General features: G+C 47.7%; 21 protein-coding genes. 2 read left to right on the top strand and 19 right to left on the bottom strand.

The window, feature by feature from the left end; translation table 11 throughout:
- Window positions 1-82: 82 nt before the first annotated feature.
- Complete coding sequence (locus tag NSB25_RS19175; RefSeq protein ID WP_103239043.1) at window positions 83-2,650, bottom strand: hypothetical protein; 2,568 nt, start codon at window positions 2,648-2,650, stop codon at window positions 83-85.
- A gap of 557 nt (window positions 2,651-3,207) precedes the next feature.
- Complete coding sequence (locus NSB25_RS19170) at window positions 3,208-4,599, bottom strand: transposase (protein ID WP_242982364.1); 1,392 nt, start codon at window positions 4,597-4,599, stop codon at window positions 3,208-3,210.
- Between the two features lie 314 nt (window positions 4,600-4,913).
- On the opposite strand from NSB25_RS19170, the gene NSB25_RS19165 reads away from it, so the two are divergent.
- Both NSB25_RS19165 and NSB25_RS19160 read left to right on the top strand, forming a co-directional pair.
- A complete protein-coding gene (locus NSB25_RS19165; RefSeq protein ID WP_103239045.1) occupies window positions 4,914-6,038 on the top strand; it encodes a tyrosine-type recombinase/integrase in 1,125 nt (374 codons plus the stop codon).
- Between the two features lie 386 nt (window positions 6,039-6,424).
- Window positions 6,425-7,459, top strand: coding sequence for an RpnC/YadD family protein (locus NSB25_RS19160; protein WP_103239046.1), 1,035 nt, complete (start codon window positions 6,425-6,427; stop codon window positions 7,457-7,459).
- 122 nt (window positions 7,460-7,581) lie between these two features.
- Here the strand turns inward: NSB25_RS19160 and NSB25_RS19155 are convergent, their stop codons facing one another.
- From NSB25_RS19155 to NSB25_RS19075, 17 genes are all read right to left on the bottom strand, one after another.
- Window positions 7,582-8,388, bottom strand: coding sequence for an alpha/beta hydrolase (locus tag NSB25_RS19155; protein ID WP_103239047.1), 807 nt, complete (start codon window positions 8,386-8,388; stop codon window positions 7,582-7,584).
- A 50-nt stretch (window positions 8,389-8,438) separates the two neighbouring features.
- Entirely contained in the window at window positions 8,439-10,049 is a 1,611-nt protein-coding gene (locus NSB25_RS19150; RefSeq protein WP_103239048.1) for an AAA family ATPase, read from the bottom strand.
- Window positions 10,050-10,201: 152 nt separating this feature from the next.
- Complete coding sequence (locus tag NSB25_RS19145; RefSeq protein WP_103239134.1) at window positions 10,202-11,233, bottom strand: sugar kinase; 1,032 nt, start codon at window positions 11,231-11,233, stop codon at window positions 10,202-10,204.
- Between the two features lie 262 nt (window positions 11,234-11,495).
- The gene (locus NSB25_RS19140) at window positions 11,496-12,452 is read right to left on the bottom strand and encodes a bifunctional 4-hydroxy-2-oxoglutarate aldolase/2-dehydro-3-deoxy-phosphogluconate aldolase (RefSeq protein WP_103239049.1); all 957 of its coding nucleotides are present in this window, start codon (window positions 12,450-12,452) and stop codon (window positions 11,496-11,498) included.
- A 138-nt stretch (window positions 12,453-12,590) separates the two neighbouring features.
- Window positions 12,591-13,229, bottom strand: a complete 639-nt coding sequence (locus tag NSB25_RS19135; protein WP_103239050.1) for an RpiB/LacA/LacB family sugar-phosphate isomerase — start codon at window positions 13,227-13,229, stop codon at window positions 12,591-12,593.
- A 69-nt stretch (window positions 13,230-13,298) separates the two neighbouring features.
- On the bottom strand, window positions 13,299-14,102 hold the full coding sequence (locus tag NSB25_RS19130; RefSeq protein ID WP_103239136.1) for a gluconate 5-dehydrogenase: 804 nt from the start codon (window positions 14,100-14,102) through the stop codon (window positions 13,299-13,301).
- 151 nt (window positions 14,103-14,253) lie between these two features.
- On the bottom strand, window positions 14,254-15,114 hold the full coding sequence (kduI, locus tag NSB25_RS19125; protein ID WP_103239137.1) for a 5-dehydro-4-deoxy-D-glucuronate isomerase: 861 nt from the start codon (window positions 15,112-15,114) through the stop codon (window positions 14,254-14,256).
- Between the two features lie 163 nt (window positions 15,115-15,277).
- Entirely contained in the window at window positions 15,278-15,856 is a 579-nt protein-coding gene (locus tag NSB25_RS19120) for a hydrolase (protein WP_103239051.1), read from the bottom strand.
- Between the two features lie 126 nt (window positions 15,857-15,982).
- Complete coding sequence (locus NSB25_RS19115) at window positions 15,983-16,603, bottom strand: metallophosphoesterase family protein (protein ID WP_103239052.1); 621 nt, start codon at window positions 16,601-16,603, stop codon at window positions 15,983-15,985.
- Between the two features lie 46 nt (window positions 16,604-16,649).
- On the bottom strand, window positions 16,650-18,551 hold the full coding sequence (locus tag NSB25_RS19110; RefSeq protein ID WP_103239053.1) for a BMP family ABC transporter substrate-binding protein: 1,902 nt from the start codon (window positions 18,549-18,551) through the stop codon (window positions 16,650-16,652).
- Window positions 18,520-18,780 (bottom strand): hypothetical protein, encoded by a 261-nt coding sequence (locus tag NSB25_RS19105; protein WP_146040003.1) that lies wholly within the window; start codon window positions 18,778-18,780, stop codon window positions 18,520-18,522. Before NSB25_RS19105 ends, NSB25_RS19110 begins: the two co-directional genes overlap by 32 nt.
- Before the next feature lie 113 nt (window positions 18,781-18,893).
- Complete coding sequence (gene glgD / locus NSB25_RS19100; protein ID WP_103239055.1) at window positions 18,894-20,036, bottom strand: glucose-1-phosphate adenylyltransferase subunit GlgD; 1,143 nt, start codon at window positions 20,034-20,036, stop codon at window positions 18,894-18,896.
- On the bottom strand, window positions 20,030-21,238 hold the full coding sequence (locus NSB25_RS19095) for a glucose-1-phosphate adenylyltransferase (protein ID WP_103239056.1): 1,209 nt from the start codon (window positions 21,236-21,238) through the stop codon (window positions 20,030-20,032). The genes glgD and NSB25_RS19095 overlap by 7 nt, the downstream gene beginning before the upstream one ends.
- 215 nt (window positions 21,239-21,453) lie before the next feature.
- Window positions 21,454-22,950 carry a glycoside hydrolase family 32 protein gene (locus NSB25_RS19090; RefSeq protein ID WP_103239057.1) on the bottom strand — a complete coding sequence of 499 codons (1,497 nt, stop codon included), beginning with the start codon at window positions 22,948-22,950 and terminating at the stop codon, window positions 21,454-21,456.
- Between the two features lie 84 nt (window positions 22,951-23,034).
- Entirely contained in the window at window positions 23,035-24,723 is a 1,689-nt protein-coding gene (locus NSB25_RS19085; protein WP_103239058.1) for a type 2 periplasmic-binding domain-containing protein, read from the bottom strand.
- Between the two features lie 150 nt (window positions 24,724-24,873).
- Window positions 24,874-25,782 (bottom strand): carbohydrate ABC transporter permease, encoded by a 909-nt coding sequence (locus tag NSB25_RS19080; RefSeq protein ID WP_103239059.1) that lies wholly within the window; start codon window positions 25,780-25,782, stop codon window positions 24,874-24,876.
- A gap of 21 nt (window positions 25,783-25,803) precedes the next feature.
- Window positions 25,804-26,745, bottom strand: a complete 942-nt coding sequence (locus tag NSB25_RS19075; protein ID WP_103239060.1) for an ABC transporter permease — start codon at window positions 26,743-26,745, stop codon at window positions 25,804-25,806.
- Window positions 26,746-26,812 lie beyond the last annotated feature (67 nt).

The raw sequence follows: 26,812 nt of genomic DNA, 5'->3' as shown, positions 1-26,812 counted from the left end.
TTTCACTTTCACAGTCCCTCATGCATAAAGCCTATAGAGCAGGCTTTATGCATGTTTCATAGTAAATATCATGATCAGCCTCTCACCGCCTGGATGACTTCACAAACCTATGTACCCGCTCCCCGCACCGCCCCTCAGTATCCGCATTGATTTTTGAAAACGCCCTCAGCTGTCTCTCTCTGTCAAACTGATTGCCGGTTATGGCACCATCCAGAAAATCTATCAGTGAATTAAACGCATTTTCATTCAGACAATACTGCAGCCACTCCGATTCCTCCATGAATCCCGGCTCATGTTCCTTCAAATCCTCATAGTCAAACTCAATCGGAACCTCCCGACATTCCCTGGTATCAAGATTAATATCATAAAGCCTTCGTTCCGGCGCATACCATATCCGGCACTCCGCCTTCCCAAATTGCGGAATTGTGATGACAAATCCACCCATGCCTCCCGCCACAAAATATCCGTTCTTTCCCCGGTTTTTAAAAGGGATTGGCGGTTTCCATTCCTCCATTTTCCCTGTCTCCCTGTCAAGGGTCAGATACATATTTCCCCAGGACGGTGATATCACAATATTTTCCTTCTCATTTCCTTCGGAAGATTTCTCCTTGAAAAGTGCTATCATTCCAAAAGGCCGCTCCTCACATTCCAGTTCATGCGGCCACTTTATGGATTTGAAATTCTGTGGCAGGTCTCCGTACTCCCGGACTTCCTCTGTCTTCGGATTCCAGCAGGTAATCGTCATGCCATTCAATGGCATAAGCCATAAGTTATCCCCCTCCGGCACCATTCCCTGAGTCCCCAGATTACATTCTGAATGGCTGCTGAGTATCCTTGAATTTAAAGTATCTATATCAAGGAACAGAAAGTTGTTATCCTCCGGAGAAGCAAACACCAGCTCATTTCCGTAGATTTGAATGCCTCCTGTCCGCCATTCTCCCTCCACATCTCTCACATTGAATTGCCTCACACCATCAACATACCGAATTTCTTCTGTTTCTATATTGAAACGAATCAACAGGGGATATTGGTTCGGAAGCAGGAAAATGTATTTCTCATTGTACCAGTAGTTCCAAAAGGCTCCTACCTGCGTAATCTGTATCTCAAAGTCAATTTTTCTGATCTTTTTGTCCTTTATAATCAGAAGATTCTGGGCATTGCCAGGCAGCACATAGATTGTATCCTTAATTTCCAACGCCCTTATGTAATACCCGCCTGCGGAATAACCGATTCCCAAATCCATATAAAAATGATAATGATAATCATTATTTTCCGAAACCCAGAGCTGGTTATTCCTGGTCACATGGTATCTGTCATTCCCCCACATATCAAACGTCAGATTTACGACTTCCCCACGCCAGTCATCCTCTCGGGGCAATGTGTGGATATTATTATTCAGGATGAAAATCGGTTTCCCAGCAACGCCAAACAGCGATGTGACGCTGGTTCCCGCATCCCCGATATAGGCATCAGAATGTGCTATGGCACATTCGATATCCGGGGTATCGTCATATATTCCCGTATCTTCACTTATAAATGCTTTTCGCAGAGCATTATACAACGGTTTATACATAGGTCGCAGGGAATCGAAGGTGGACTCCATCAATGGGTGGGGTCTCCACAGCAGACAGACATCCTCTCTTTCCTGAAAGCATTTGAACACATACTCCATCTTCTGCAGAAATCCTGCGGTATTTCCCAGCATTCCCTGAATGCTTGTATTATAAAAGTAAACCTTTTTGCCTGCCATTTTTTCTTTCCAGCCGACAGGCGGTTCCGGCGGATTGGCACACATGTGGATGACCTTGTCAAACTTTGGAGAACCCAGCGGAACCAGCTTTTTCCGGTCCACCATCGGGTCAAAAAATTTCCTGTATTTTTCTGCCTGTATGATGATATAATCCACATTTAAATAGGCCGAACACAGGGACTGGCCTTCCGCCATTCCTCCGGAGGTGGCATAGTAGGGAATATAGACCAGACATTCCGTATTCTTCTTCAATTCATCGGAGTAGAATCTCGGCTCCACACTTGTAACATAATTGGCATAATCATAGGGATTATGAATATAAACTACATCCGGTTTCCTGTCCTCAAAGGAATAAGCATCATAATGCACCACAGGCACATAATGCGGTAGGTCGTATCCTTCATAATGGTATGTTCCCAGAGAACCATCCGCCTTCTTATCATAATAAGGAATGGGAATCACATAAGCATCACAGTCCGGATCCGCATCTGCTGCCTTCCAGACACTCTCCAGAGAGTCCCACATAGATGCCTTATAAGGAAGAAACACCACTTCCAGCCGCGTCTTAATCTCATTCCTGATACTGCTTTTTATCTTCAGGATCCACTGACGGAGATTCTTATATACCTTATTCGCTCCCATGGGATTTCCCTGTGCAAGCTCCTCATGAATCCGGTACAGCTCTTCACAGTATCTCTCCAGTAGCGGAATAGTCGCTGCATCTTCTCCTTCCGTCTTCTCAATCAGCTCCCCCAGAGACATGGCCCCTTCCTGGCAGTCTGCCAGCAGGCGCAGCACAGTCGGAATATTTTTCTTTTCAATTTCTTTCCGGATTTCGTCGTGAGCCTGCCCCAGCAGTTCTACGAAATCTTCCGCCTGTTTTTTCTGTGCCTTTCTCATAGCCGTCCGCTTCCTGTCAGAATCATTCTTTCCTGTATCTTCTTTTGGGACAACGGAAGTTGTTCTCCCCTGTTCTCCCTTCTCATGCCCTATTCTATAGTCCAAAGTAATATTCACTGCAAATTAATGTTCACAGTAAAAATTGGCTGCTCGTTCTCAAAAAGCAATGGGTTTTCATCAGCCTTATATTTCACTTTAGCAGACCCAAAAGACTTTTTAATAAGGCACATTTGGACATTCTTACGAATGTTGCGGATATCAATTCTCCTGGCATACAGACATACTGTCAATATGCTGTCAGCACGTCATCAACTTCAGAACTTCTTCCACCCGCTTCGCTCCCGGTACATCTTTCACACAGCTTCCTATCTCCTCTGCCCGAAAGTTCCCATGGGTCCTGGCATACCCAATCCCCGGCTCTTCCGAGCCGGCTTCCAATGCCGTTGTTGTTTTCTATCAAAAGAAATTTCCCCCGTTCCTACTCCCTTACGGTTTTGGTCAAATGCAACCCTGCGGCACATTCATCCGTGAGTCCTTCCATTATGAACTATTTCTGCTTAGATTTTCTTTTCGCTTTTTTCACTTTTCCCACGCTTCAGCACATTCCTTGCGGTATTCTCCCGCTCCGGCAGCTCCAGCCCACACGCCTTACAGTGAAAAGTCCCTTCCACCTTCTCGCCTTCCGCCCCGCATCCGCTGCACTCGCTGCCAATGCCCTTTCCAAACACCTCTGTCAGCTCTATGGAGCGTTCTCTGCATTTCTGTGTCAGCCTGCTCTTCATATAACCCTTCTGCCACATACTGGCGGAGGCATTGTATCTCCTGTTCACTCCGGCCTTCGATGTCCCCGGCAGCTTCGGAAAGTAAAGCATTTTTGGCTTTTCCGTGTCCAGCATCCGGTTAATCTCTCCATTGATGTAAGTGTGTAATGCCGCTTCCAGTCTGGCTTTCCCGGCCGTATATTTTTTTCTGCCCGGATTGTTTGCGGCATTTCTGCGGTGCCTGGGCACCCTTTCCCGCACATAGTCTGTCAGCGCAGCCTGGTACTCCAGAAATTTCTCCCCGTAACGGTTCCCTGTACTGGTTACGAACATGCAGCGCATCCCCACTGCCAGCCCTACCTCGTTACAATATCCTTCCCGATGTTTCGCCTTTACTTCCAGCGGCACACCAATGGTGATATTTCCCTCCTCCGGATGCAGGCGGATGTAAATCTGTCTGGTATAGCGATTGTTATCCGTCAATGGAATGAACAGCCGCTGCCTTTTTTCCTTCATGGCAAGATAGATTCCATGGTCCGCATACCGATAGGCCTTTGCGGAAACAGAAAACCCTTCCGCCGCATCCGTGTGCGACTGTGTCAGATGCCTGCGTATCTGTCTGCGCAGATACTGGTTCAGACGGTGTTCGTCCATGCCGGCACGAATTTCGTCAAAGGTTCTCTTCCAATCCCCTGTCAGAGAAATCTCCGCTCCTGTCAGAATCGACTCAAAACACTGGCTCTGCTTCATGACAAACCGCAGATAATGTCTCTCCTCCTGGGTCAGATTCGGATTGCTGCGGATATTTTTCTCCACTCTCGCTTTCACATGGGCCCAGCGGCTTTTAATATCTCCCAGCGCATCGAAGATAGCCAGATAGAAATAGACTGACGGAAGTCCCAATTTCTCCCGCAGGCCGCTGCGGGTCATTTCGTTCTGCACGGTGTAACCCGGATAAATCTTTGCCAGTCCGTTGATTTTGCTGTATTTACAATAGACGTAATTTTTTACGCTGTTGTAATCCTTTGCTATCTCCAGAAGCTTTTCCATATCCAATTTCGATACAGGCTCTTTGTTGTACTGATATACAGTTTTGAATATGGTTTCCCGGGACATTTCCTGTTCCTTTACCTGCCGCCACCGACCTGAATGGCTTCTTCCTCCGCCTGCGTTAAAAGCCGTTTTCACAGCTTTCCCGGAGTTCTGTTATGTCATGGAAATTTTCGTAGAAAGTTAAATTCTACGAAAAATTTCTATTTAGAGACACTATGCCAATTATATAGACTGACCGGTTTTTTGTCAATGGTTTTTGATGATTTTGAAATGATGGTAAATAAAGTCAAACCGAAAAAGGTATTGTAACATAATATTGGTAATAAGATGTTCTTTCTGCTCTCTATATCGGCTGTTTTTTCCGAGTCCTTAACCGAACAAAGCAATTCAGAGACTGAAAGAAATCTATTTGCCGTCAAAATTTCAGTCAAAGCAAGGAGGTACAAAAGATGTCGAGAACAGGTGAGAACATTTACAAGAGACGGGACGGCCGATGGGAGGGCCGCTATATCAGAACGCGTATCGGCGGAAAAGCAAAATATGTTTCCGTTTATGGCAGGTCTTATCGGGAAGTTAAAAAGAAGCTGGAAGATGCGAAGACAAAACAGGAGAAATGTAACACAAAAGCGGAAAAAGCCGGAAAGATGGCAGATATCGGAAACAGCTGGCTCTCAGAAGCAGCATTATTCCTGAAAAAATCTTCCATCAATAAATATGAAGATATTCTGCGTTGCTACATCCTGCCGGAATTCGGGGAAAATGAGTTGTCGGAAATTACAAATCAGCGGCTGATCAGTTTTGCAAACGCTCTGCTTACCAACGGAGGTGCCAGGAAACAGGGCCTGACAGCGACAACCGTGGCAGAGATTATGTCAGCCATGAATGGCATTCGAATTTATGCATTGAGAAAAGAGTATGAGGTGGGCTTTTCACCGGAATGTGTCAATCTGAAGAAAGAGCAGGGAGATATCCGGGTATTCAGTCTGGAAGAAGAGGAAAAGCTTCTCGATTATCTGCAGAAAAATATGGATCTTCCGGCCCTGGGAATTCTTCTCTGCCTTTATACCGGAATCCGGGTGGGAGAACTGTGTGCGTTGAAATGGGATGATATTAACCTTTTGGAGAAGAAAATGTCCGTCAGCAAATCCATGCAGCGCCTTCGCATCAATGCAGTATCAGGCAGTAAAACAGAAGTAAAAATTCTGGAGCCGAAAAGCGCCTGTTCTGTCCGTACAATTCCCCTGCCGGATACAATTATAGAATTGCTGGAAGAATTCCATACACCTGGTGCATTTCTTCTGACAGGAAAAAGCAGCCGTTTTGTGGAGCCCAGGACCATGCAGAACCGGTTTAAGAAAGCCATTCTCTCCTGCGGTATTCAGGATGCAAATTTTCATGCCACCCGTCATACTTTTGCTACCCGTTGTATTGAGCTGGGATTTGATGTGAAAACCTTAAGCGAAATTCTGGGACATGCCAGTGTGACTATCACCATGAACCGATACGTACATCCCTCGATGGCCCATAAAAGAGAGCATATGAATCGCTTTTCCAATCTGTTCGCCGTCAGATAAATGGTCATGACAAATCGACTGCCGGATAAATAAAGGGACTATACGGAAATTTCGTAGAATTTAACTTTCTACGAAAATGACTCCCATAAAATTACAGCACATTAAATAACAGTTCAGATATTTTTCTGAACTGTTATTATATTTTTGCCAGGATAATTTTACTGAAATAAAGCATATTTTTGTCTAACAGGTTGACAAACCGGCAAAAGTATATTACACTTTTCTTATCAACCTAAATCTGTGAAAAGTGTATTCCGCACATTCAGGCAGTTTCTGCCGAAATTTTCACATTCGCCGGCAGAGACACAGATACCCTGATAAGCATTTTGGAAATTCTGAAAATACATGTTCTCTGCCTGACAGCTTCAGAAAGAGAGGATATGCTTATGATTCCCAAAATGCAGTTTGTTTCACCCAAAAGGCGTAATATGCGGCGTCTGCTGAGGTATTTCTTTGCTAATCGAGAGGTGAAGGACCGACTCTTCTGCTACATTTTTGAGCGTGACCCAAAGGCACTGCTTCAACTATATAACGCGCTGAACGGTACGGATTATTCTGATGAAAATGCTTTAAAGATTGTTACACTGGACAATGTGTTGTATCTGTCCATGAACAACGATGTGGCATTTATGCTGATGGGAACCCTGAACCTCTATGAACATCAGAGTACGATTTGTCCCAATCTGCCGTTGCGTTTTCTTCTCTATACGGCAGCAGAATATGAAGCCTATGTGGGAATAAATCCTGATCGAATTTACGGCAGCAGCCTGATCAGGCTTCCTGCGCCCAGATGTGTCGTGTTCTACAATGGGGATGAGAAAATGGAAGAAGAGCGTATCCTGCGCCTGACAGATGCATTTATGGAGAATCCGGACGAGGCGTCGAAATCCTGCCTGGAACTTACGGTTCGCATGCTCAATATTAACCATGGACATAATCGGAAGCTGATGATTGGATGCAGACGGTTGGAAGAATATTCCGTTTTTGTAGCAAAACTGAAAGAATTCCAGGAGTGGAGCGGTTCTGCGGAAGAAGCAGTGGACAATGCGGTATCATATTGTATGGAACATGGACTTATGACAGACATTCTAATCCCATTGAGAGCGGAGGTAAAGAAAATGTTGCTTACAGAGTACAATGAAAAAAGAGTAATGGCATTTCTGAAAAAAGAAGCGCAGGAATTAGGCCGAAAAGAAGGCAGGGAAAAGGGCAGATTAGAGGGCCTATCTGAGGGCAGGACAGAGGGCAGGTTAGAAGGACGATTAGAAGGACGATTAGAAGGCCGCTTAGAAGGACAGGCTGCTTTGATAAAGGCAATGAGAAAAAATGGGATTTCTGTAGAGCAAATCTCGAAAATGACAGATTTACCTGTCAGTGAGATCCTGGCAGCAGGAAAAAGCAGGCGCAGGCGAAGTAAATAAAACACTGTTCATTGATTATAGTCCGGCCGGAGACATCCCTCTCCTGCCGGACCATAATTATCCTGCCTGTCTGCTCCTGCCCATCTCATTATATCAGGCAGACCTTTTCTTCCTTATATTTCTCACTGTAAATCCATATCCGTCTCCAGCCACCAGCGCAGCACATCCTGAATTTTCGCATCCCAGTATTTCCACTGATGGTCTCCGGAGGATTCTTCACAGGTCAAATCATACCCCAGTTTTTTTACATAATCCCATGCCCTGAGATTACCCTGATACAGGAAGTCCTCCGTACCGCACCACGCGTACAGACGGGGCAATGCTTTCTGCTCTGCTTTCCGTCGCTCTGCCAGAGTCATCAGGTCATTCTCCGAACCCTCCAGCTGCTCCGCAGAACCGAAAATGCCCTGGAAAATCAGATTTCCTGCCGGATTTGCCTCTTCGTTTCTCTTATAATCTTCTACTATGTCCAATGCTCCGGACAGAGACGCCGCCGCACCGAAGGTATCTCCTGCCCCCAGCCCCAGCTTCCAGGCCCCATACCCGCCCATGGACAGCCCGGCTGCCAGCGTATCTTCCCGTTTCGTCGACATCTGGGGGAAAAATTCCCGGCAGATTTTCGGCAGCTCCTGAGAAATAAATGTCCAGTATTTCATCCCATAAGTAGTATCCGTATAAAATGCCAGGTGTGTGGTAGGCATTACCACGGCAATTCCCAGTTTGCTCACATAGCGCTCAATGGAAGTCCTTCTCTGCCAGATGGTCTGATCATCGCTCATGCCGTGGAGAAGATACATCGTTTTGTACTTTCCCTCCGCGCCTCTCCCCTCCATGCCGATTTGCCCCTTCGTCTGCTGAGGCAATATCACATCCATATTCACGCTCATTCCCAGTACATCTGAAAAAAAGTCCACATGCATTAAAGCCATTTTTGTTCCTCCTTCCGCTGTTCTTTTCTAATATACATTCCCACAGCCTTTTATAATGCCTCCACCTTACAGGAATGTTCCTTCGTTTTCCTGTCATAGCTGATTCCCACCGCCAGGATTCTCCCGGTGTACTTCGCCGGCTCTCCCATTTTTCCTCTGAAACGCAGCGCATAGTTCCTGTTCCTGATCTGGCGGATCGCCTCCTCCGGCGTACCGTTCACCTTCAGTTCCAGAAGCAATGCATCCGCCCCTTTCCGCTCCGGATAGAAAATGAAATCTACATATCCCTCTCCCGCCTTGTCTTCCCGTTCCACTCGATACTTATCCCGGGCAGCAAGGTATACCAGATTCACCACGGCAGACAGTTCGATCTCACTGTTATAGGAAAAAATGGGAGCCTCTGTGTCATGTGCCAGCTTCAAAATCTCCGCCATTGTCCTGGTATCGCCCGCAAGAGTGGCTTTCAACATCCTTCCGGACTCCTTTGCCAGGCGATAGACATACCCCAGACTCTCTTTTTCCAATAACAGTTCGTTAAATTTATCCATCAGCTCCCTGTTGGGAATCAGCACAGCCCCATCCGCATATGTCAACAGACCATATACTACCATGGCTGAATAGACCTGATTCTTCGTATGCAATTCTGTGGAAGTGGCCGCATATCCCTGCAGTTTCATTTCAATATGCTCCCCGGAAACCATCAACACCAAATCATCACGAATCTCCTCTATATGATTACGAATATAATAAAATATTTCATCATAAGGACCTGAACTGGTCCAGTAGCTGTTGATCTGATTATCTGTCAATGCCCCGATAACTGAACGGGGATTATACAATCTACGGCCTGAGGCTGTGTGGTATCCGTCATACCATTCTGCCAGATCCTCTCTCGTAATTTTCGCATTGGGAGTAGTGCGTTGATAAATGTCAAACAAGGCGTCTACCTCACCATCCAGAAATCCAAAATATTCACTGAATTTCTCAGTTGCCACCATATCATATTCTTTAAACATATTGATTTCCGATCCACTTGAATATTTTGCAATCGGCAAAACCCCTGTCATATATGCAAATTCCACATAAGCCTGTCCTTTCAGCAGGTCTCTGAGGAATTCAAGATAATTCTTCTTGTCCTTCTCCGTGACAAAATCCTTGTGAAAAACAGCATCCCATTCATCCATCACAAAGATAAATCTGACATGCTCCTGCTCGAATACAGTCTGCAGATTATCCCAGATACTTCTATCTGCCCTCAGTTTACTCTCAGGGTAGGCTTTCAGTAGATCACAGTTTATTCCATCCTGAATACGTTCCTTATACTGTTCATAGCTTTTACAGTCTCTTGGCAACCTGCTAAAATCAATATAAATTACTTCATGACTGTTCAAATATTCCGGATAATACCTGCATTCCGCAACCTTCAGATGGCCAAATATCTGTTCTCCGCATTCCGCCCTGCCAAAAAAGGCACCGAGCATATTGGCCATGATGCTTTTGCCGAACCGCCGCGGCCTGGTGATACAGAAATACCTTTGCCCATCCTCCACAACCGCCGTGAGAATTTCCCTGATAATATCGGTCTTATCCACGAAAAATCTGGTTTTCGCAAGTCGTTTATATTCCTCAAAAGGTGCGATACTGTTTAAAAACATTCCCATGTGCATCTTCTCCCACATCCAACGCCAAAAGCAGTACTGTTGAAACAAAGGCCGCCGGAATCCACATCCGACGGCCTGCAGTAAATACCTCGAAACGCCATGCCGATATCTGGTATTTTCAGCTATAACCTTTTGTACCTTATCTCTGCTTCCTATCTCTGCACCCGTCCGGAAGCATCGCCGCCGGCCAGCGTCTCCACTTCTTTCCTGGACACCAGGTTGAAGTCCCCGGGAATGGTGTGCTTCAGCGCGGAAGCAGCCACACCAAATTCCAGCGCAGCCTTAAAGTCCTTCCCATCCAGCATACCGCAGATCACGCCGCCGGCAAAGGAATCGCCGCCGCCTACACGGTCCACGATTGGATGAATGCTGTACTCTTTGGAGTGATAGAACTCTTTCGTATCTCTGGAATAAATGCAGGCAGACCAGCCGTTGTCGGAGGCCGAATGGCTTACTCTCAGGGAAGATACGCAATACTCAAAATTATAATCGGCTACCATCTGCTCGAAGATGGACTTGTATCCGGCCAGCTCCAGGTCACCGCTGGTGACATCTGTCTTCCCGGGCTTATAGCCCAGAACCAGCTCCGCATCCTCTTCATTGCCGATACATACATCCACATACTGCATCAGATTCTTCATCACCTTCTGTGCCTTCTCAGAAGACCACAGTTTCTTACGGAAGTTCAGGTCCACAGACACCTTTACGCCATGCTTTTTCGCTGCTTTCAGGGCTTCCTCCGTCAATACGGCGGCAGCGTCAGACACAGCGGGCGTAATGCCTGTAAAGTGGAACCAGTCTGCTCCTTCAAAAATGGCGTCAAAATCAAAATCCGCTGCCGTAGCTGTGGAAATAGAGGAATGGGCTCTGTCATAGACAACTTTGGAAGGTCTCATGGAAGAACCGCTCTCCAGAAAGTAAATGCCCAGTCTCTCCCCGCATTTTGCAATATGTTTTGTTCCCACATTGTACTTTCTCAACGCCGCTACAGCACACTCACCGATCTCATTGTTGGGAACCGCCGTAACAAACTCCGCATCATGCCCATAATTGGCCAGAGAGACAGCCACATTGGCTTCTCCGCCTCCATAGTTAATATCAAATTCATCCGCCTGAATAAATTTCTCAAAATCGGGTGTGGACAGCCTCAGCATAATCTCACCCATTGTAATCACTTTTGCCATTATCTTTGTCCCTTCTGATTTATAGTCCCGTATCAACTCTTCCAGGCACTTTTCCAACAGATGAACTCCCGGATAAATGCCTCCGGAATTTCATCTGTGTGCCTGTTCTGTGTTGATTCTGTTTATAGTTCCGTAATAAACCTCCTGTACCACTCCTCAAGAAGAATTCCCGGTCGCAGGTTATGCGACCGTTAATTCTTCTGGGTACTGTTCGGTTTATTACTGTTTATAGTCCCGTAATAAACCTCCTGCACCCCATCCTTTATTTCTGCAGCAGGTGAATCGCAAAGCCGCCGATTTCTTCCTTCATGTAGATGGCGTTGATCCTGTCATTCTTCATGATGGGCTCATAGAACTCCACACCCAGGACGGTGCTCATATAATTGATTGCCCGCTCGATATAATTTGTTCTGATGGCGATATGGCCGTTTGCACCTCTGCCCTTGCTGTTCAGCACTTCCACAATCGTACCGGCAAAGCTTCCGCTGTTGCCGAATTTGACAGGAAGGCCGAAAAGGAAAGCCAGGCGTTTCACCGCTTTGTCCGCCTCCTCTTTGCTATCCGAATTAATACCCACATGAGCAAGCTCAAAGCCCAACATGGTCTGGACTGCCTCTCTGGTCAGCTGTTCGATTTTGTCCCATGCACCTTCGTTAATCAGATCACCGGGAACCATCCAGGAGCCGCCGCAGGCGATAATCTTGTTAAAGTCCAGATATGTGGTCAGATTCTTTGCGTTGACACCGCCGGTAGGCATAAATTTCATGTTCACATAGGGTGCCGCCATGGCCTTGATCTTCGCCAGTCCGCCGGACTGTTCCGCCGGGAAGAACTTCACCACATCCAATCCCAGCTCGATAGCCTGTTCAATATCGGAAGGGCTGGAGGTGCCGGGGGTAATCGGCACGTTTTTCTCAATACAGTATTTCACGGTTCTGGGATTTAAGCCGGGGCTGACAATGAATTTCGCCCCTGCTGCCACCGCCGCATCCACCTGCTCTGCATTCAGAACGGTACCCGCTCCAACACACATATCCGGAAAATTTGCAGTCATAATCCGGATAGCTTCCGCCGCTGCATCCGTACGGAAAGTCACTTCCGCACAGGGAAGTCCGCCTGCACACAGTGCTTTCGCCAGGGGAAGGGCATCCTCCGCCCTGTCAATTTTTACCACAGGTACGATACCAATTTTGCTGATCTGTTCCAAAACTGCGTTCATTTTTCCTCTTTTCCGCATGTCTTCACATGCTCTTTATTTACATTTCCACCCACATTCCCACAGGATCTGTCAGTTCACACTTCCCCTTATACCGCTTCAACGGCGCATACAGCCAAAAAAGCTCTTCCCTTCACACTTTTACGCCAGAACTTCCTTCACTGCCGCCGCAATCTTATCGCACTTACAGTTGTCAGAGAAATATTCCGCAAATTTCGAACCTGCCAGAGCGCCTTTTACCAGATCTCTGTCCAGATTCTGCAGAATGGTCACCATATCCGTATGGGTCACTTCTTTTACTTTATCCAGAATTTTCTTATTCCGCTGCTCAGGCTCTACTCTCTCAGGCGGATATCCGCCTCCTCCGGGAGCACAGAAAAGCTTCTCGAAGATATACTGAAGATTCAGCTCTCCGCCCCAGCCGAAATTCTCCGCAAAGGGAAGCGCCACACAGTTGCCGTCATTTACCTGCGAGAACAGATAGGCGTCCAGCGGGGACTCAATATGCCCGCAGAGTACCTTCGGGAAAGAATTGCAGGCCAGCATGGCACCCTCGCCGGTACCACAGCCCGTAATCACATAATCTGCAGCACCGGAATTTAAAAGCACTGCAGCCAGGATTCCGTTCTGTACATAGGTCAGAGAATTGGGATCTTCGGCCCCGCACATTCCGTAGTTGAACACTTCATGTCCCATGGGCTCCACTACCTTTTTCAGGGTGGCACAGATTAAATCGTTTTTGGCGGCCTGGCTGTTTTCATTGATTACAGCTATTTTCATAAGATATTACCTCCGTTTCCCGCCGGCTGTCCGGCGGCGCGTTACTTTTTATTATTGTATTGCTGCTGTTTACTCCGGCTGCTTGCCGATATAGGCCAGAATACCGCCGTCCACATACAGAATGTGACCGTTCACCGCATTGGAAGCTTCGGAAGCCAGGAACACCGCGGGACCTGTCAGCTCTTCGGGCTTTAACCATCTGTTGGCAGGTGTCTTCGCACAGATAAACTGGTCAAAAGGATGTCTGCTGCCATCCGGCTGAATCTCACGCAGAGGCGCCGTCTGAGGAGTCTCGATATAGCCCGGCCCCAGGCCGTTGCACTGAATATTATACTGTCCGTATTCGGAGCAGATATTCCTGGTCAGCATCTTCAGTCCGCCCTTCGCCGAGGCATAAGCGGATACTGTCTCTCTGCCCAGCTCGGACATCATGGAACAGATGTTGATAATCTTGCCGTGGCCTTTCTTAATCATGGAAGGAATGACCGCTTTTGATACGATAAAAGGTCCGTTCAAATCAATATCGATCACCTGCCTGAACTGTGCCGCAGTCATCTCGGTCATGGGAATTCTCTTGATGATTCCGGCATTGTTCACCAGAATATCAATCACGCCCACTTCCTTCTCAATCTGTGCTACCAGTGCATTCACCGCGTCCTCATTGGTGACGTCACACACATAGCCATGGGCTTTGATTCCCTTTTCTTCATAGGCAGCCACCCCCTTGTCCACCAGCTCCTGATTAATATCATTGAAGCAGATGGTCGCACCGCATTCCGCATAGGCGGAAGCAATGGCAAAACCGATACCATAAGACGCCCCCGTTACAAGAGCTACTTTTCCCTCCAGTGAAAAGTTCGTGAATTCTGACATGTTCTCTTTCTCCTTTTTATTTTTTGCATTTTCGGTTCTTTTTACTTCATATTTTTTGCTTTTGATTCTTTTGCTTTCAAAAAGGGTTCCCCTTTTCCGCAAAATTTTACTGCATATTCGTCCTGTATCAAACTTTTACACCCGGATCAGCTTACATCAGATCCTTCATGGCCACGCCGTCCATATCATCGAAATCCTGGTTCTCTCCCACCATGCCCCAGATAAAAGTATATGCTCTGGAACCACATCCCGAGTGGATAGACCAGCTGGGAGATATCACCGCCTCCTCATTTCTCATGACAATATGGCGGGTTTCATCGGGTTCCCCCATGTAGTGCATGACAAAGGCATCCTCCGGCATCTCAAAATACAGATACACTTCCATACGTCTGTCATGGGTATGACAGGGCATGGTATTCCACACACTTCCGGGCTCCAGTCTGGTCATGCCCATCTCCAGCTGACAGCTCTCCACCTGCCCGGGAAGAATGTATTTACAGATGACACGATGATTGGCGTCCTCCAGCGACCCCAGCTCCACCTTATTCTCATCCTTTACAATCACCACGCCCTCTTCCGGCGTCCCTTCCGGCTTAATCAGTACAGTAGGACAGGTTCTGTGAGCCGGCGCAGAATTCAGATAGAACTTCGCAGGACAGGCAGCTTCGTCACTGGCAAAGACAATGTCTCTGGATCCCATCCCGATATACATAGCCTCCTTAAATCCAACCTTGTACACCCTTCCATCCACGGTAATGCTGCCCGCACCTCCGATGTTGATAACCCCCAGCTCTCTTCTCTGACAGAAAAATTCCGCCCGAAGTTCCTCCCCTGCAGTCAGGGGAATGGGTTCCACAGGCATCGCCGCACCTGTGATAATTCTGTCAATGTGGCTGTATACCAGTTTGATTTCACCAGGCACAAAAAGATTCTGAATCAGAAACTCTTCTCTCAGGCGCTGTGTGGTATAGTGCTTCACATCTCTTGGGGATACTGCTGTTCTCAGTTCCATCCTGGCACCTCTCCTTCTCCTTGAAATATATCTCATTCTATACTCTGCATAACTTTTTTCCGCCAAATCCTGCCGCAGACAGCCGGCAGTCTTTCTGTTATGTAAGCCCTTACATTGTATCACATTCCAAAAAGCTTTTCCACATTATTTTCCAGAAATTTTCTCATTTCTGCATCTCCCTGTCAACGCTTTCTTCACAGGAGCGCATGGCCAGAATGGTTTTCTCCAGAAGCTCGTCAAGCTCCCAGCCCAGCATTTCCGCTCCGGTGTTTATGACATCTCTGGAGCAGCCTGCAGCAAATCTTTTGTCCTTATATTTTTTCCTGAGGCTGGACAGCTCCATGTCCATCACGCTTTTGGACGGCCGCATCCTGGCCGCGGCCCCGATCAGTCCGGTGAGTTCGTCGCAGGCGAACAGTATTTTCTCCATCTGATGCTTTGGCTCCAGGTCGCTGCAGATTCCATATCCATGACTGCAGATAGAGTAAATCATCTCCTCCGACACTCCCGCTTCCCGCAGCAGCTCCGGCGCCTTCACACAGTGCTGCTCCGGATACAGTTCAAAGTCAATGTCATGAAGCAGTCCCACAATGCCCCAGTACGCTTCCTCTCCGTTCCCCGTCTCTCCGGCAAAATACCGCATCACACCCTCCACAGTCAGCGCATGCTGAATATGAAAAGGTTCCTTATTATACTTCCGCAGAAGCGCCAACGCTTCCTGCCTTGTTATATTACAATTCATCTGTTCTCCTTTTTTACATTTCCTTCAGATATATTTCCACTCTGTCCTTCGGCCACAGGACTGTCCGTTCCAGCAGCCTGCCTTCACTCCTTTTTGTGCCAATTCCGCCGGCCCCGGTCACTTCCTTCAGCGAATATGCTCCTGGGGATTGTCATCCTCAAATTCAAACACACATCTCTCGTAAGCATTGATAACATGTGTATCCATATATTTGTCATAGCGCTTATGCTGTCTTCCATAGCTCATATGCACATGCCCGTGCAGGAAATATTTCGGACGGTACTTTTCCATCAACGTTCTGAACACGCGAAACCCCTGGTGAGGCAAATCTCTGCCGTCATTCAGCTGATAGGCCGGCGCATGTGCCACCAGAATGTCAAATCCTCTCTTCCGGAAAAGCTGAAACTTCAGCTTCCGGACTCTTTTTTCCATCTGTTTTTCCGTATACTGATGTTCCCCCGGCTTATATCGCATGGAGCCGCCCAGTCCCAGAATCCGTACTCCCTCATGGACATAAATCTGATCCTCGATACAGGTACATCCCTCCGGCGGCACCTGTTCATATTTTTTATCATGATTTCCATGCACATACAGCACCGGCGCCGTCGAAAATGTCACCAGAAAAGAAAGGTATCGCGGATCCAGATCTCCACAGGAGATTATCAGGTCGATTCCTTCCAGTTTGCTCCTTTCGAAAAAGTCCCATAAGTACTTCGACTCTTCATCCGCAATTGCCAGTATCCTCATCTCAAAACCTTTCTATCGCTGCCGTATCCTGAATTTCCTCATCGGCTTAATTCTTTATTCCCTGCTGTTTGACCACCGGTTCCGCCTGTGCCTTCAGCTCTTCCTTCTTCGGTATGGAACCGATTACATTCTCCGCCAGCCAGTCCATGGTCATAATATCCTCGGGAAGCATACTGCAGGCAGGGTCTTCCTGTATCAGGCCCGTCTGGGAATAAAGAATCCCAGAAAACGGATTAAACGCTTCCGAACTGATAGTCGCTTTCAGCAATTCCACAAGTCTCCTTGTTCCAATAGGCAGACGGCGGGACCAGACCACGTCGATTACCCCCGCGGACATTCCCCACCAGTAATTAATCGCCTTTGTGGTGGCAGAATCGTCATCATACTTCCAGGTACCGTCCATAATGGTTCGAATCAGCTGCTCATAAAATTTCCCCCAATGGTACAGCGGCATGGCCAGATTCCTGGAATGCCCTCCTTCCATATGATAAATTCCGAAGAACCGGGATCCCTCCTCAGGAATCACCATATCCCTTCCCGAGATACAGGAGGCGCCGGTCTCCCTGATTTTCTCCTCCAGATCCACTTCTTTCATGGTGGACCATTCCAGATATACCTTAGCCCTGGGATTAATCATTTTCGCTCCCAGCGCAAAGGCATTGATATTGGCAATGGAGCCGAAAATGGGATAATCTGCAATGTAAGTCAGCTTATTGTTCTCCGCCATCGCCCCCGCAATGGCACCCATCAGGAATTTCGCTTCGTGCATACGTGAATAGTATGTACGAATATACCGATGAGATGTATTCAGCGAACAATTTAATATCCGCACATCCGGATTCGAAATAGCGGCTTTCACACTGGCCTGCACAAAGGGAGGCGTGGTTGTGAAAATGATATTACAGCCTGATTTTATCGCATCATTGATTAGTTCCTCCACATTCTCCTCTGTCCCGTTCTCATAGGCAACCGTACTCAGTTCCTCCGGGAATGTCTGCTCCAGGTAAAGTCTGCCCAGCTCATGGGCATAGGCCCATGCGGAGGTACCCGGCGTCTTCTCATAGATAAACGCCGCCTTCAGCTTCGGCGAGCTTAAGGGAAGCAGGATGCTGAACAGAGGTTTCTTCTCATTGCTGGGCTTCATCTTCAGCTCTATTTCCTCATCCTCCTGAAGCAGTTCAAATTCTTCCCAGCTCTTACTCATCAGCGCCCGCAGCTCATTGGTGGTTTTCTCATCCACCGCATCATACCCGTGCAGAGAGACAAATGCAAGAAAAGCGTCTCCCGGCGTAATCTCCAGCTTGTTGCCTCCTTTGGCCTCGTATTCGGCACAAAATCTGGTGTAAAGCGCGCTGAATTTCAGCAGCTCGTCCTCCGTCCATACTTCTCCCGGCTTCTTTCCCACGATTTCCTGCAGCTTTGCAAAGCTCCCCTCCTGCGTAAACCAGATATAATTGATAGGCGCCGCCTGATAAAATTCCATAAACTCATAGTATATTTTGTTCTCTTTCTCTTCGCTGCGCTTCGGCACAATCCGAATCACATTTCCCGGAATGGAGACAGCCCCGTAATATTTCATGACGCTGACCCGTTTATTCCCCTCCTCCACATAAAATTTATTCATATACTCATAAACCTTAATCGGGTCACGAATGCCTTCATCCCTCTGGCTGTTGCTGAGATTAATCCATTTCATGGCAAATTCTGTGTCTTCCCTGAGTATCGGCATAAAGTTACCGGCGAAAGAGCTGCTTCTTCCCACAGTCTTCGTACCTACAATCTGCGCTATCGGTACCTGTACCATCCCCAGAGGCGCTTCATGATAACAGCCCTTCTCCGGCATAAAGTCATCCAGAACCAATAGCGTTGGCTTCTCTCCCCGCAGCATTCTCGCCTGATAATCCCTTTTTCCTGACTTATAAGCTTTCAGATAATCTTCTTTTCCCATTCTGTCCTCCTGTTTTCATTTCGCCTGCCGTATCGCAAAAACCCAAATTCCCGGCAGCTATTGTTTCATTATCGCAGCAATCCGCTCTCCATACCCTGCTTTTCCATAATCTGTCCCATCCCGTCAGGACCGCCTCCCCGGAGTCATTGCTGCGCTGTAAAAACTCCTCATTCATTTCTTCATTATACGCCGCAACCTGCATTTCATCCGGTTTTCTCCGATACTTCACAGTATCCGCGGCCTTATCTAAAGTCTATTATATGTAAGGAGAGCTGGAAATGCAAGAAAAAAAGGAAAACAGCCCCTTCGGACCGTTTTCCCTTATCTGTATTTTCATTTATTTCAGACTACCTGATGCTTCCCGATATAGACGGGGAAGGTCCCTGTTCCCTTCATTTCCTTGCCTGCCGTAATGGTAACATTCTTATCCATGACAAGATATTCTATATCCGCGCCGGCTTCCACTACGGAATCCTGCATCAGAATACAGTTCTTGACCTTCGCGCCTCTGGCCACTTTCACTCCACGGAAGAGAATGCTGTCTTCCACCTCTCCTTCGATGATACAGCCGTCAGCCACCATCACATTCTGTACCTTCGCTCCCTCGATATACCTGGTAGGATTGTCATCTCGAATCTTCGTGTAGATAGAAGGTCCTGAGAAAAGCGCATCCAGATTGTAGTCATCCAGAAGCTTCATATTCTCGTCAAAATAGCTCTTCATATCACAAATCCGGGCGATATATCCCTCGTGCTTATAGGCATGTACGTTCAGCTTGCTCAGCTGGGGCAGCAGCACATCCCTCTCAAAATATTCCTGTCCCCGGACAAAAGCCGTGTTGATCAGATCGATAAGCTTTTCTCTCTCCACCACGAAAATGTTCATGGAGAAATTCTGAACTCCCTTATCCTTGGCATTTACATAGATTTTGGTAATTCTGCCATTGTCAATGCCAAAGGTATAATAGTAGCCCAAATCGTTTGACTGAGACTTCATGAAGCTCTCCGGGAGCTCCTGCTGATTATAGGCAATGGTCACATCCGCACCGCTCTCAATATGGGACCGGATCATGGCCTTAAAATCAAAATTAACCACGATATTCGTATCCGTAATCACCACATATTTTTCTTTTTCATCCCGCAGGAAATCCAGAATATTTGCCAGCGCACCCACGCGACCCGTATAAGGCTTCGCACTCTTCTCCATAAAAGGAGGGAATATATGTAATCCGCCGTTCTTGCGCACCAGGTCCCATTCACGGCCGGAATCCAGGTGATCCATCAGAGAGTGATAGTTATTATTAACCATGACGGAGATATTGTTGATATCACAGTGTGTCATGCTGGATAGTATAAAATCAATCAGGCGATATCGACTGGCAAAAGGGATGGAAGCCATCAGACGCACATTCACCAGCTCCGGAACCAACGCGTCATAACTGTTGGGAAAAATAATACCCAGTGCACTTGTCTTTGAGTTTACCATTCTTCTTCACCGCCTTCTACGTTTTTATTCACCATGGCTTTGGGGCCGACCTTCGCATTGTCACCGATGGTCACACCTGCACCCACGGTTGCCACACCGTTCTCACTGTCTGTGGGCATGGCACCTACCACCGCATTCTCGCCGATTGTCACATTTTCTGCCACAATACAGTGCTTCACTGTGGCTCCCGCCTTAATCACCGTGCCGCCCATCACCACGGCGTCTTCGATTACGGCTCCTTTTTCCACCTTCACGCCTGAGAACAGAATGGAATGCTTCACCGTACCCTTAATCCTGCAGCCGTCGGTAATCATGGAATTCTCCACCACACCGCCTGCACTGATTTTATGCCCTGTCATTCCGCTGTTGCGGCTGTAAATCTTCCAGTCCTCATCAAACAGGTTGATTCCGCTGTGCTCGGGATCCAGAATCTCCATATTGGCCTCCCACAGCGAGGCAATGGTCCCCACATCCTTCCAGTATCCGTCAAAATGATAGGCATACATTCTGCGATTGTCTCTCAGCAGATTCGGAATGATATTATTGCCGAAGTCATTGGCAGACTTTGGATCCGCTTCGTCCTCCTCCAGATATTTCTTCAGGATATCCCAGTTGAAGATATAGATACCCATGGACGCCAGATTAGACTTCGGATTCTTCGGCTTCTCCTGGAACTCTGTAATCCTGTCGTCCTTATCCGCCACCATCAGCCCGAAGCGGGAAGCCTCCTCCCAGGGAACTTCCATGACCGCCACGCTGAATTCTGCATTCTTCTCTTTGTGGAATTTCAGGAAATCGCTGTAATCCTGCTTACAGATCTGATCGCCGGACAGAATAATCACATATTGGGGATCATACCTCTCAATAAAGGAAATATTCTGATAAATAGCGTTCGCAGTTCCCTTGTACCAGTCCGATCCACTTGCCTTCTGATAAGGCGGCAGAACATGGACCCCGCCGTAAAGCCGATCCAAATCCCACGGCTGGCCGTTTCCGATATACTCATTCAATACCAGCGGCTGATACTGCGTCAGAATTCCCACCGTGTCTATTCCCGAATTGACACAGTTCGACAGCGGGAAATCAATGATACGATATTTCCCGCCAAACGGGACTGCCGGTTTCGCAAGCTTCTCAGTCAACGCATACAGACGGGACCCCTGTCCCCCGGCAAGAAGCATTGCTATCATTTCTTTTGCCATAAATTACACACCATACCTTTCTGTAATCTGCGGACTTTATGTGCCCTTTCACAATACGCAGATACAATATTTGCGGCCCGAACAAGTTTGGTTGTTCTTCTTATGTATTATACAACAAACTGGAAATAATTAACAGGCTTTTTGGTAACTTTGTAAAAAACGTTGCAATTTATGTAAAATTTATAGACATTTTGCCAGTTGACATATTTTCAGTGTCAGGCGCCGCCTCCGATTTCATATTTTACCACATCCATATTCACAGTTCCGTCCGCGATGAAAGAAATCCCATCCGCTTCCTGTTCTGTATACAGGACTGCGGACAATACCTGTTCTCCGTCATTTACGAAAGCTTCCACGCTGAACCGGTCCAGAATAATCCGCAGCTTCAGCGCCCCGCCCTTCCGGCAGACTTTACTGCGTCTCTGATGAATGATGGCCCTTCTGGAGCCGGAGAACTTTCTGTCTATCTTCAGCACAGATTCTCCCGGCCGGAAGCTGATAGAAGTGTGGTATTGCCCGTTCTGAGCAAGGCGGACCGCAAACTTTCTGTACAGATCACAGCCATCCTCCGGCCGGATGGTCAGCTCCATATCAATCCGACGCCCTCTGATTCCCTCCAGCCTCACCGTACCTGACACCGTGACATTCTCATAGGAGATCTTGTTCCTCCGCATGGCTTCCAGCTCTCTCACCGGCTTCTGTAACAGCTTTCCGTCCCTTATGGACAGTTCCCTGGGCAGGCTCATCTGGCCGAACCAGGGCTCTTCATGTACTCTTCTGTGATTGCATGTGTCCCAGTTCTGCATCCATCCGATCATCACCCGGCGTCCGTCCGGGGTGAGCACAGTCTGAGGTGCATAGAAGTCAATACCATAGTCAACAGACTGATTCCCCTCTTCCGTAAATTCCTCCGTCGTTTTCTCATAACTTCCAATCAGGCAGAGGGTTCCGTTTCCGTTGTGATATTCAAATCCGGAAGGAAGCATATCCTGAGGACTGGTCAGCAGCACCCACTTTCCGTCCAGCGGAAAGAAATCGGGGCACTCCCACATTTTTCCAAATCGGTTGTGGTTTGCAGCCAGCACTTTTTTGTAACGCCAGTCAAACCCATCCGGGCTTTCAAAAAGCAGAATCTGCCCGCTGCCGTCCCCAGACCGATTCCCTATGGCACAGCGATATGTGCCATCCTCTTCCTGCCACAGTTTCGGGTCCCGGAAATCAAATCTGCTGCTTCCCCAGGGAATATCCTGCTCATTCAAAACCGGATTCCCGTCATATTTTACATAATCTGCCCCGTCTCCCACAGCCAGACACTGGGTCTGTACTTCATTGCAGCTGCCGTCAGCCTGACGTTCCTTCACTACACCTGTATACATCAGAAGCTGTCTGCCGTCAGGCAGTGTAAGCGCGCTCCCTGAAAAGCATCCGTCTCTGTCATAGATTTCATCCGGCGCAAGCGCCGCAGGCAGATATTCCCAGTGCAGCAGATCATCGCTCACCGCATGTCCCCAGTGCATGGGACCCCAGTGCGAATCATAGGGATGATATTGATAAAATAAATGATATTTTCCCCCGTAACAGCTGAACCCGTTAGGATCGTTCATCCATCCGGTGCGGGGAGACAGGTGAAAGTCAGGTCTCTCTTCCTTTTGAATCTTCTTCCCGAAAGCTTCCTCATATTTACGGGCTTCCCACAATATCTGACTTGTCATGATAAATTCTCTGCTCCTTTTCCCTTACTCTCTATTAATTTATCATCTTGTCTCTGTTAACGCAACAGTGTATTACCGGCCCTGTTATTCGGCCGTCGTCTTTCCCGAGTATCGGTCATAAGCCTCCTGATATACCTTCAGAAGCTTATCCATACCGCATTTGTCTCTCAGATAGCTGATATAGCTCTCCCATTCTTCATCCGTGGGTCCGCCGTTTTTAATCCACAGACCTTCCTGCTCCGATACGGCGCTTTCAAAATCCGCTCTGTACCAGTCAATATCATCCAGCTCTCTGCCGGTGAACACACAGTCTACAGGATAGACGGAAGTGTCCTCCACAAAAGGCATCCAATATTCATATAAATCAGTCAGTCGTTCAATGGCACGGTCCTCCATTCTGAATGTGGTGAGATAATAATCGCTTAAAATGAGCTTCGGTCCAAATACTTCGCATTCCCCCTTCAGCTCTCCCGAGCTCTTGCCATATTTCTCCCGACTGGCTTCGTCCGAAATGCTCAGCCAGATACCGTCTTCGTCCTGCTCAGTAAAGTAGGTTCCTATTGGACCATACTGCAGCTGCATGACAATTTCCGGGTCATACCACTGATCAAAGAATTTCAGAAGATTTGCAGGACTTTTGCATTTCTTCGTGATATTCAGCTGTCCGCTGTTGATTCCTCCTCCGGTGCGGATGGTTACATTGTGGGTGCCGTCCGGTCCGTCCAAAACGGGCAGGAACACATAATCTTTTGCATAATCCCCCATCAGTTCTTCAATATACCACCATGCGGAAACCCCCACATAACCCTGTGAGCATTTTGCAATCAGCTGTGTGGAGTCCTGGCTGAACATCTCCACATCCATCAGCCCTTCCGCATACCAGTCATGAAAATAGCTGACTGCATCCCTGTATTGATCGGTGACGCACAGGAACTCCACGGTTCCGTCACCGCGCAGCACCAAATCATTGCACACATCATTGGGCCAGTTTGTGAAGCCGAAACCCGCATAAAAAATATTCTGTCCCCAGCACCACTCGTCAAACCCTGTGCTCATGGGAATAGTACTTCCCGGCGCATTTCCGTAGTATCGTGCACTCATATCATTGTCTTTAAAGGCTTTCAGAGCTGTATGAAGTTCTTCCAGCGTTGCGGGCACCTCCAGTCCCAGCTCATCCAGCCATGCCTTGTTGATCATTGAGAATTGCGGGACCGAATAAATGCTGTAATCCTCCGGCGCCCCCACACCTGCCGTTCCCATGCGTTCCCCGGCAGGCAGACCGTAAATATATCCGTCATCCATGGTGATGGCACTGCGGATATCCGGGTTCTCCTCCAGAATCTTCGTCAGATTCGGCATATACTCTTCCGTCAGATAAGGTGTCAGGTCAATAAAGGTGCCGTCATCCCCATAACGGGAGATATCATAATTGCTGAATCCCACTCCCATGAAAGCGTCCGGAAGCTCATCTCCTGCAATGCGGATATTTACCTGTTCTCCAAGCGACTCGCTCATGGTAGTCCATTCAATGCTGATCCCTGCATCCGCCTGCAGCTGATTCAATACTGTGTTATCAGTATATCCGGGACTCAGCGCACTCTGCCCCCCCATAATGGCGAATGCGGTCTGGGTGGTATCCGGATTCGCCACCCCCTTCTCATGATGGCCGTAATCTTTGTTCCCGCAAGCTGTCACCGACAGTACAAGCACGACCCCAAGCCCACAGAATACAGCCCTTTTTCCATTGCTCCATTTTATATCATTTTTACACATGATTTTATGCGACCTCCTGTTCCGGTTCTGCAGCCTGTTCCGGGCTGCGTTGTATCAATTCTCGCCATCGGCTTTCCGACGCCCTGTAATCCGGGGCTATTCCATGCAGAACTTCCACCCGCCAGGCCGTTCTGCCCTTCCAGAGCGCGCTTATCCCTTCACCGCACCGGCCATAAATCCTTTTTCAAAATACTTCTGAACAAAGGGATACACTGCCAGCATGGGCGCTGCCGCTATGATAATGGAAGAAAATTTGATCATCTCCGTCATTCTGTTCAGCTCGGCAAAACCACCGGATATGGTGCTGGCCTGACTTGCACTGGCCGAGCTCTTAATCAGAATATTGCGCAGCACCAGAGGCAGCGGCGCTCTGTCGGGAGAGGGCAGATAAATCATTGCCGTAAACCAGTCGTTCCAGTAAGCCACCATACTGAATACCACCATAACCGCCATAATGGAACGGCTCAGAGGCACTACTATTTTGATAAAAGTAATCCACTTGGAGGCACCGTCCATGTCTGCCGCTTCCACCATCTCCCCGGGAATATTATTCTCGAAGAAATTCCTTACGATAATCATATTGCCTACACTCACACCGCCGGGAAGAAACAGCGCCCAGATATTATTAATCAATCCGGTCTGTTTTACCACCAGATAGGTGGGAACCATCCCGCCGCCAAAGTACATGGTAATAATGAAAAAAATACTGATCCATTTTCTCCCCGGCAGATTTTTCACACTCAGCGGATATGCCGCAAGATATAGCACAACCACTGAGAATATTGTACCGATAATCGTATACTTCAAACTGTTGAGCAGACCTGTCAGAATACTGATGTCCGCGAATACCGCCTTATATCCCTCCAGTGTAAACTGGCTGGGTAACAGAAAAGTCTTGCCCGCATATACGTCGTATGGGTTTGACACAGAAGCAATCAATATATAGTACAGAGGATATGCCACCAAAAACAGGAAGATGGAGCAGAGAACCACCAGAACCATATCGCTGCTTCTTTCGGAAAGTCCTGTCAGCTTTCCGGATTTTGTATTTGCTTTCATACCGCACCTCCGTTTTTCTTCTTATATAAAGCTTGTGTCTTCAGATATCCTGCCGGCAACCTTATTCACCACAATCAACAGGATGATATTGATCACAGTGTTAAAGAGGCCAACCGCCGTAGAGTAGCTGTATTTTGCATTTTCGATCCCCTGCTGATACACATACACGGCAATCACATCGCTGGTGGCTTTATTCAGATTTGTCTGCAGCAGCCACACCTTTTCAAAACCGACATTCATCAGGCCCCCTGCACTCATAATCAGATTCAGCACCATAACTGATTTCAGTGCCGGCACGTCGATATTCAGAATTCTCTGGAACAGAGAAGCGCCGTCCACCTTTGCGGCTTCATAGAGAGACGTGTCCACATTGGACAGAGTGGCCATATAGACAATGATTCCCCAACCTGCATCCTGCCAGATACCGGAGGCAATATAAATGGTACGGAAAGCGGATGACTCTGTCAGAAAATCAATGGAGGTTCCTGCAATCAGATTCAGCAGACCCCCGGAAGGACTTAAAAATATCTTAATCATACCACAGACCACCATGATGGAAATGAAATGAGGCGCATAAAGCACAGTCTGGGTAATTCTCTTAAAGCGCTGGAATCTTACCTGATTCAGCATCAGCGCCAGAATAATGGGAATCGGAAAACTCCACAGCAGACTGAAGAGGCTCAGCAGTATGGTATTCTTCATCATACGGCCAAAGGCAGGTGCGCTGAAGAAACGCTGAAACCACTCAAATCCAACCCATTCGCTCCCTGTAAATCCACGGCTTGCCTTATAATCCCGGAAGGCAATCTGTATACCATACATAGGTATGTACTTGTAAACAACCGTCAATAAAATGGGAATTGCCAGCATTGCGTATAACTGCCAGTTATCCAGCAGGCGTTTCTTTAATGGTCTCTGCACTGCCATGGCCGGACGGGCGGCAGCTGACTTGTTCTTACTCATATTACTCTCCTTTCCTTCCAGACGGATTTTTTCAGATGCAAATTCCGCCTGACTTTCCGTCTCACAT

Source organism: Acetatifactor muris (assembly GCF_024623325.1).
Taxonomy (GTDB): Bacteria; Bacillota; Clostridia; order Lachnospirales; family Lachnospiraceae; genus Acetatifactor; species Acetatifactor muris.
The sequence above is the reverse complement of the archived record's forward strand: the minus strand, read 5'-3'. Positions and strand labels throughout refer to the sequence as shown.

What these genes read in the sequence shown, in the direction of transcription:
- NSB25_RS19120 (WP_103239051.1), bottom strand. Translation starts at nt 15,856, where the DNA reads ATGAATTGTAATATAACAAGGCAGGAAGCGTTGGCGCTTCTGCGGAAG.
- NSB25_RS19090 (WP_103239057.1), bottom strand. Translation starts at nt 22,950, where the DNA reads ATGACAAGTCAGATATTGTGGGAAGCCCGTAAATATGAGGAAGCTTTC.
- glgD (WP_103239055.1), bottom strand. Translation starts at nt 20,036, where the DNA reads ATGGTAAACTCAAAGACAAGTGCACTGGGTATTATTTTTCCCAACAGT.
- NSB25_RS19085 (WP_103239058.1), bottom strand. Translation starts at nt 24,723, where the DNA reads ATGTGTAAAAATGATATAAAATGGAGCAATGGAAAAAGGGCTGTATTC.
- NSB25_RS19145 (WP_103239134.1), bottom strand. Translation starts at nt 11,233, where the DNA reads ATGGCAAAAGTGATTACAATGGGTGAGATTATGCTGAGGCTGTCCACA.
- NSB25_RS19080 (WP_103239059.1), bottom strand. Translation starts at nt 25,782, where the DNA reads ATGAAAGCAAATACAAAATCCGGAAAGCTGACAGGACTTTCCGAAAGA.
- NSB25_RS19115 (WP_103239052.1), bottom strand. Translation starts at nt 16,603, where the DNA reads ATGAGGATACTGGCAATTGCGGATGAAGAGTCGAAGTACTTATGGGAC.
- kduI (WP_103239137.1), bottom strand. Translation starts at nt 15,114, where the DNA reads ATGGAACTGAGAACAGCAGTATCCCCAAGAGATGTGAAGCACTATACC.
- NSB25_RS19075 (WP_103239060.1), bottom strand. Translation starts at nt 26,745, where the DNA reads ATGAGTAAGAACAAGTCAGCTGCCGCCCGTCCGGCCATGGCAGTGCAG.
- NSB25_RS19095 (WP_103239056.1), bottom strand. Translation starts at nt 21,238, where the DNA reads ATGGCAAAAGAAATGATAGCAATGCTTCTTGCCGGGGGACAGGGGTCC.
- NSB25_RS19160 (WP_103239046.1), top strand. Translation starts at nt 6,425, where the DNA reads ATGATTCCCAAAATGCAGTTTGTTTCACCCAAAAGGCGTAATATGCGG.
- NSB25_RS19165 (WP_103239045.1), top strand. Translation starts at nt 4,914, where the DNA reads ATGTCGAGAACAGGTGAGAACATTTACAAGAGACGGGACGGCCGATGG.
- NSB25_RS19130 (WP_103239136.1), bottom strand. Translation starts at nt 14,102, where the DNA reads ATGTCAGAATTCACGAACTTTTCACTGGAGGGAAAAGTAGCTCTTGTA.
- NSB25_RS19135 (WP_103239050.1), bottom strand. Translation starts at nt 13,229, where the DNA reads ATGAAAATAGCTGTAATCAATGAAAACAGCCAGGCCGCCAAAAACGAT.
- NSB25_RS19150 (WP_103239048.1), bottom strand. Translation starts at nt 10,049, where the DNA reads ATGGGAATGTTTTTAAACAGTATCGCACCTTTTGAGGAATATAAACGA.
- NSB25_RS19175 (WP_103239043.1), bottom strand. Translation starts at nt 2,650, where the DNA reads ATGAGAAAGGCACAGAAAAAACAGGCGGAAGATTTCGTAGAACTGCTG.
- NSB25_RS19110 (WP_103239053.1), bottom strand. Translation starts at nt 18,551, where the DNA reads ATGGGAAAAGAAGATTATCTGAAAGCTTATAAGTCAGGAAAAAGGGAT.
- NSB25_RS19140 (WP_103239049.1), bottom strand. Translation starts at nt 12,452, where the DNA reads ATGAACGCAGTTTTGGAACAGATCAGCAAAATTGGTATCGTACCTGTG.
- NSB25_RS19155 (WP_103239047.1), bottom strand. Translation starts at nt 8,388, where the DNA reads ATGGCTTTAATGCATGTGGACTTTTTTTCAGATGTACTGGGAATGAGC.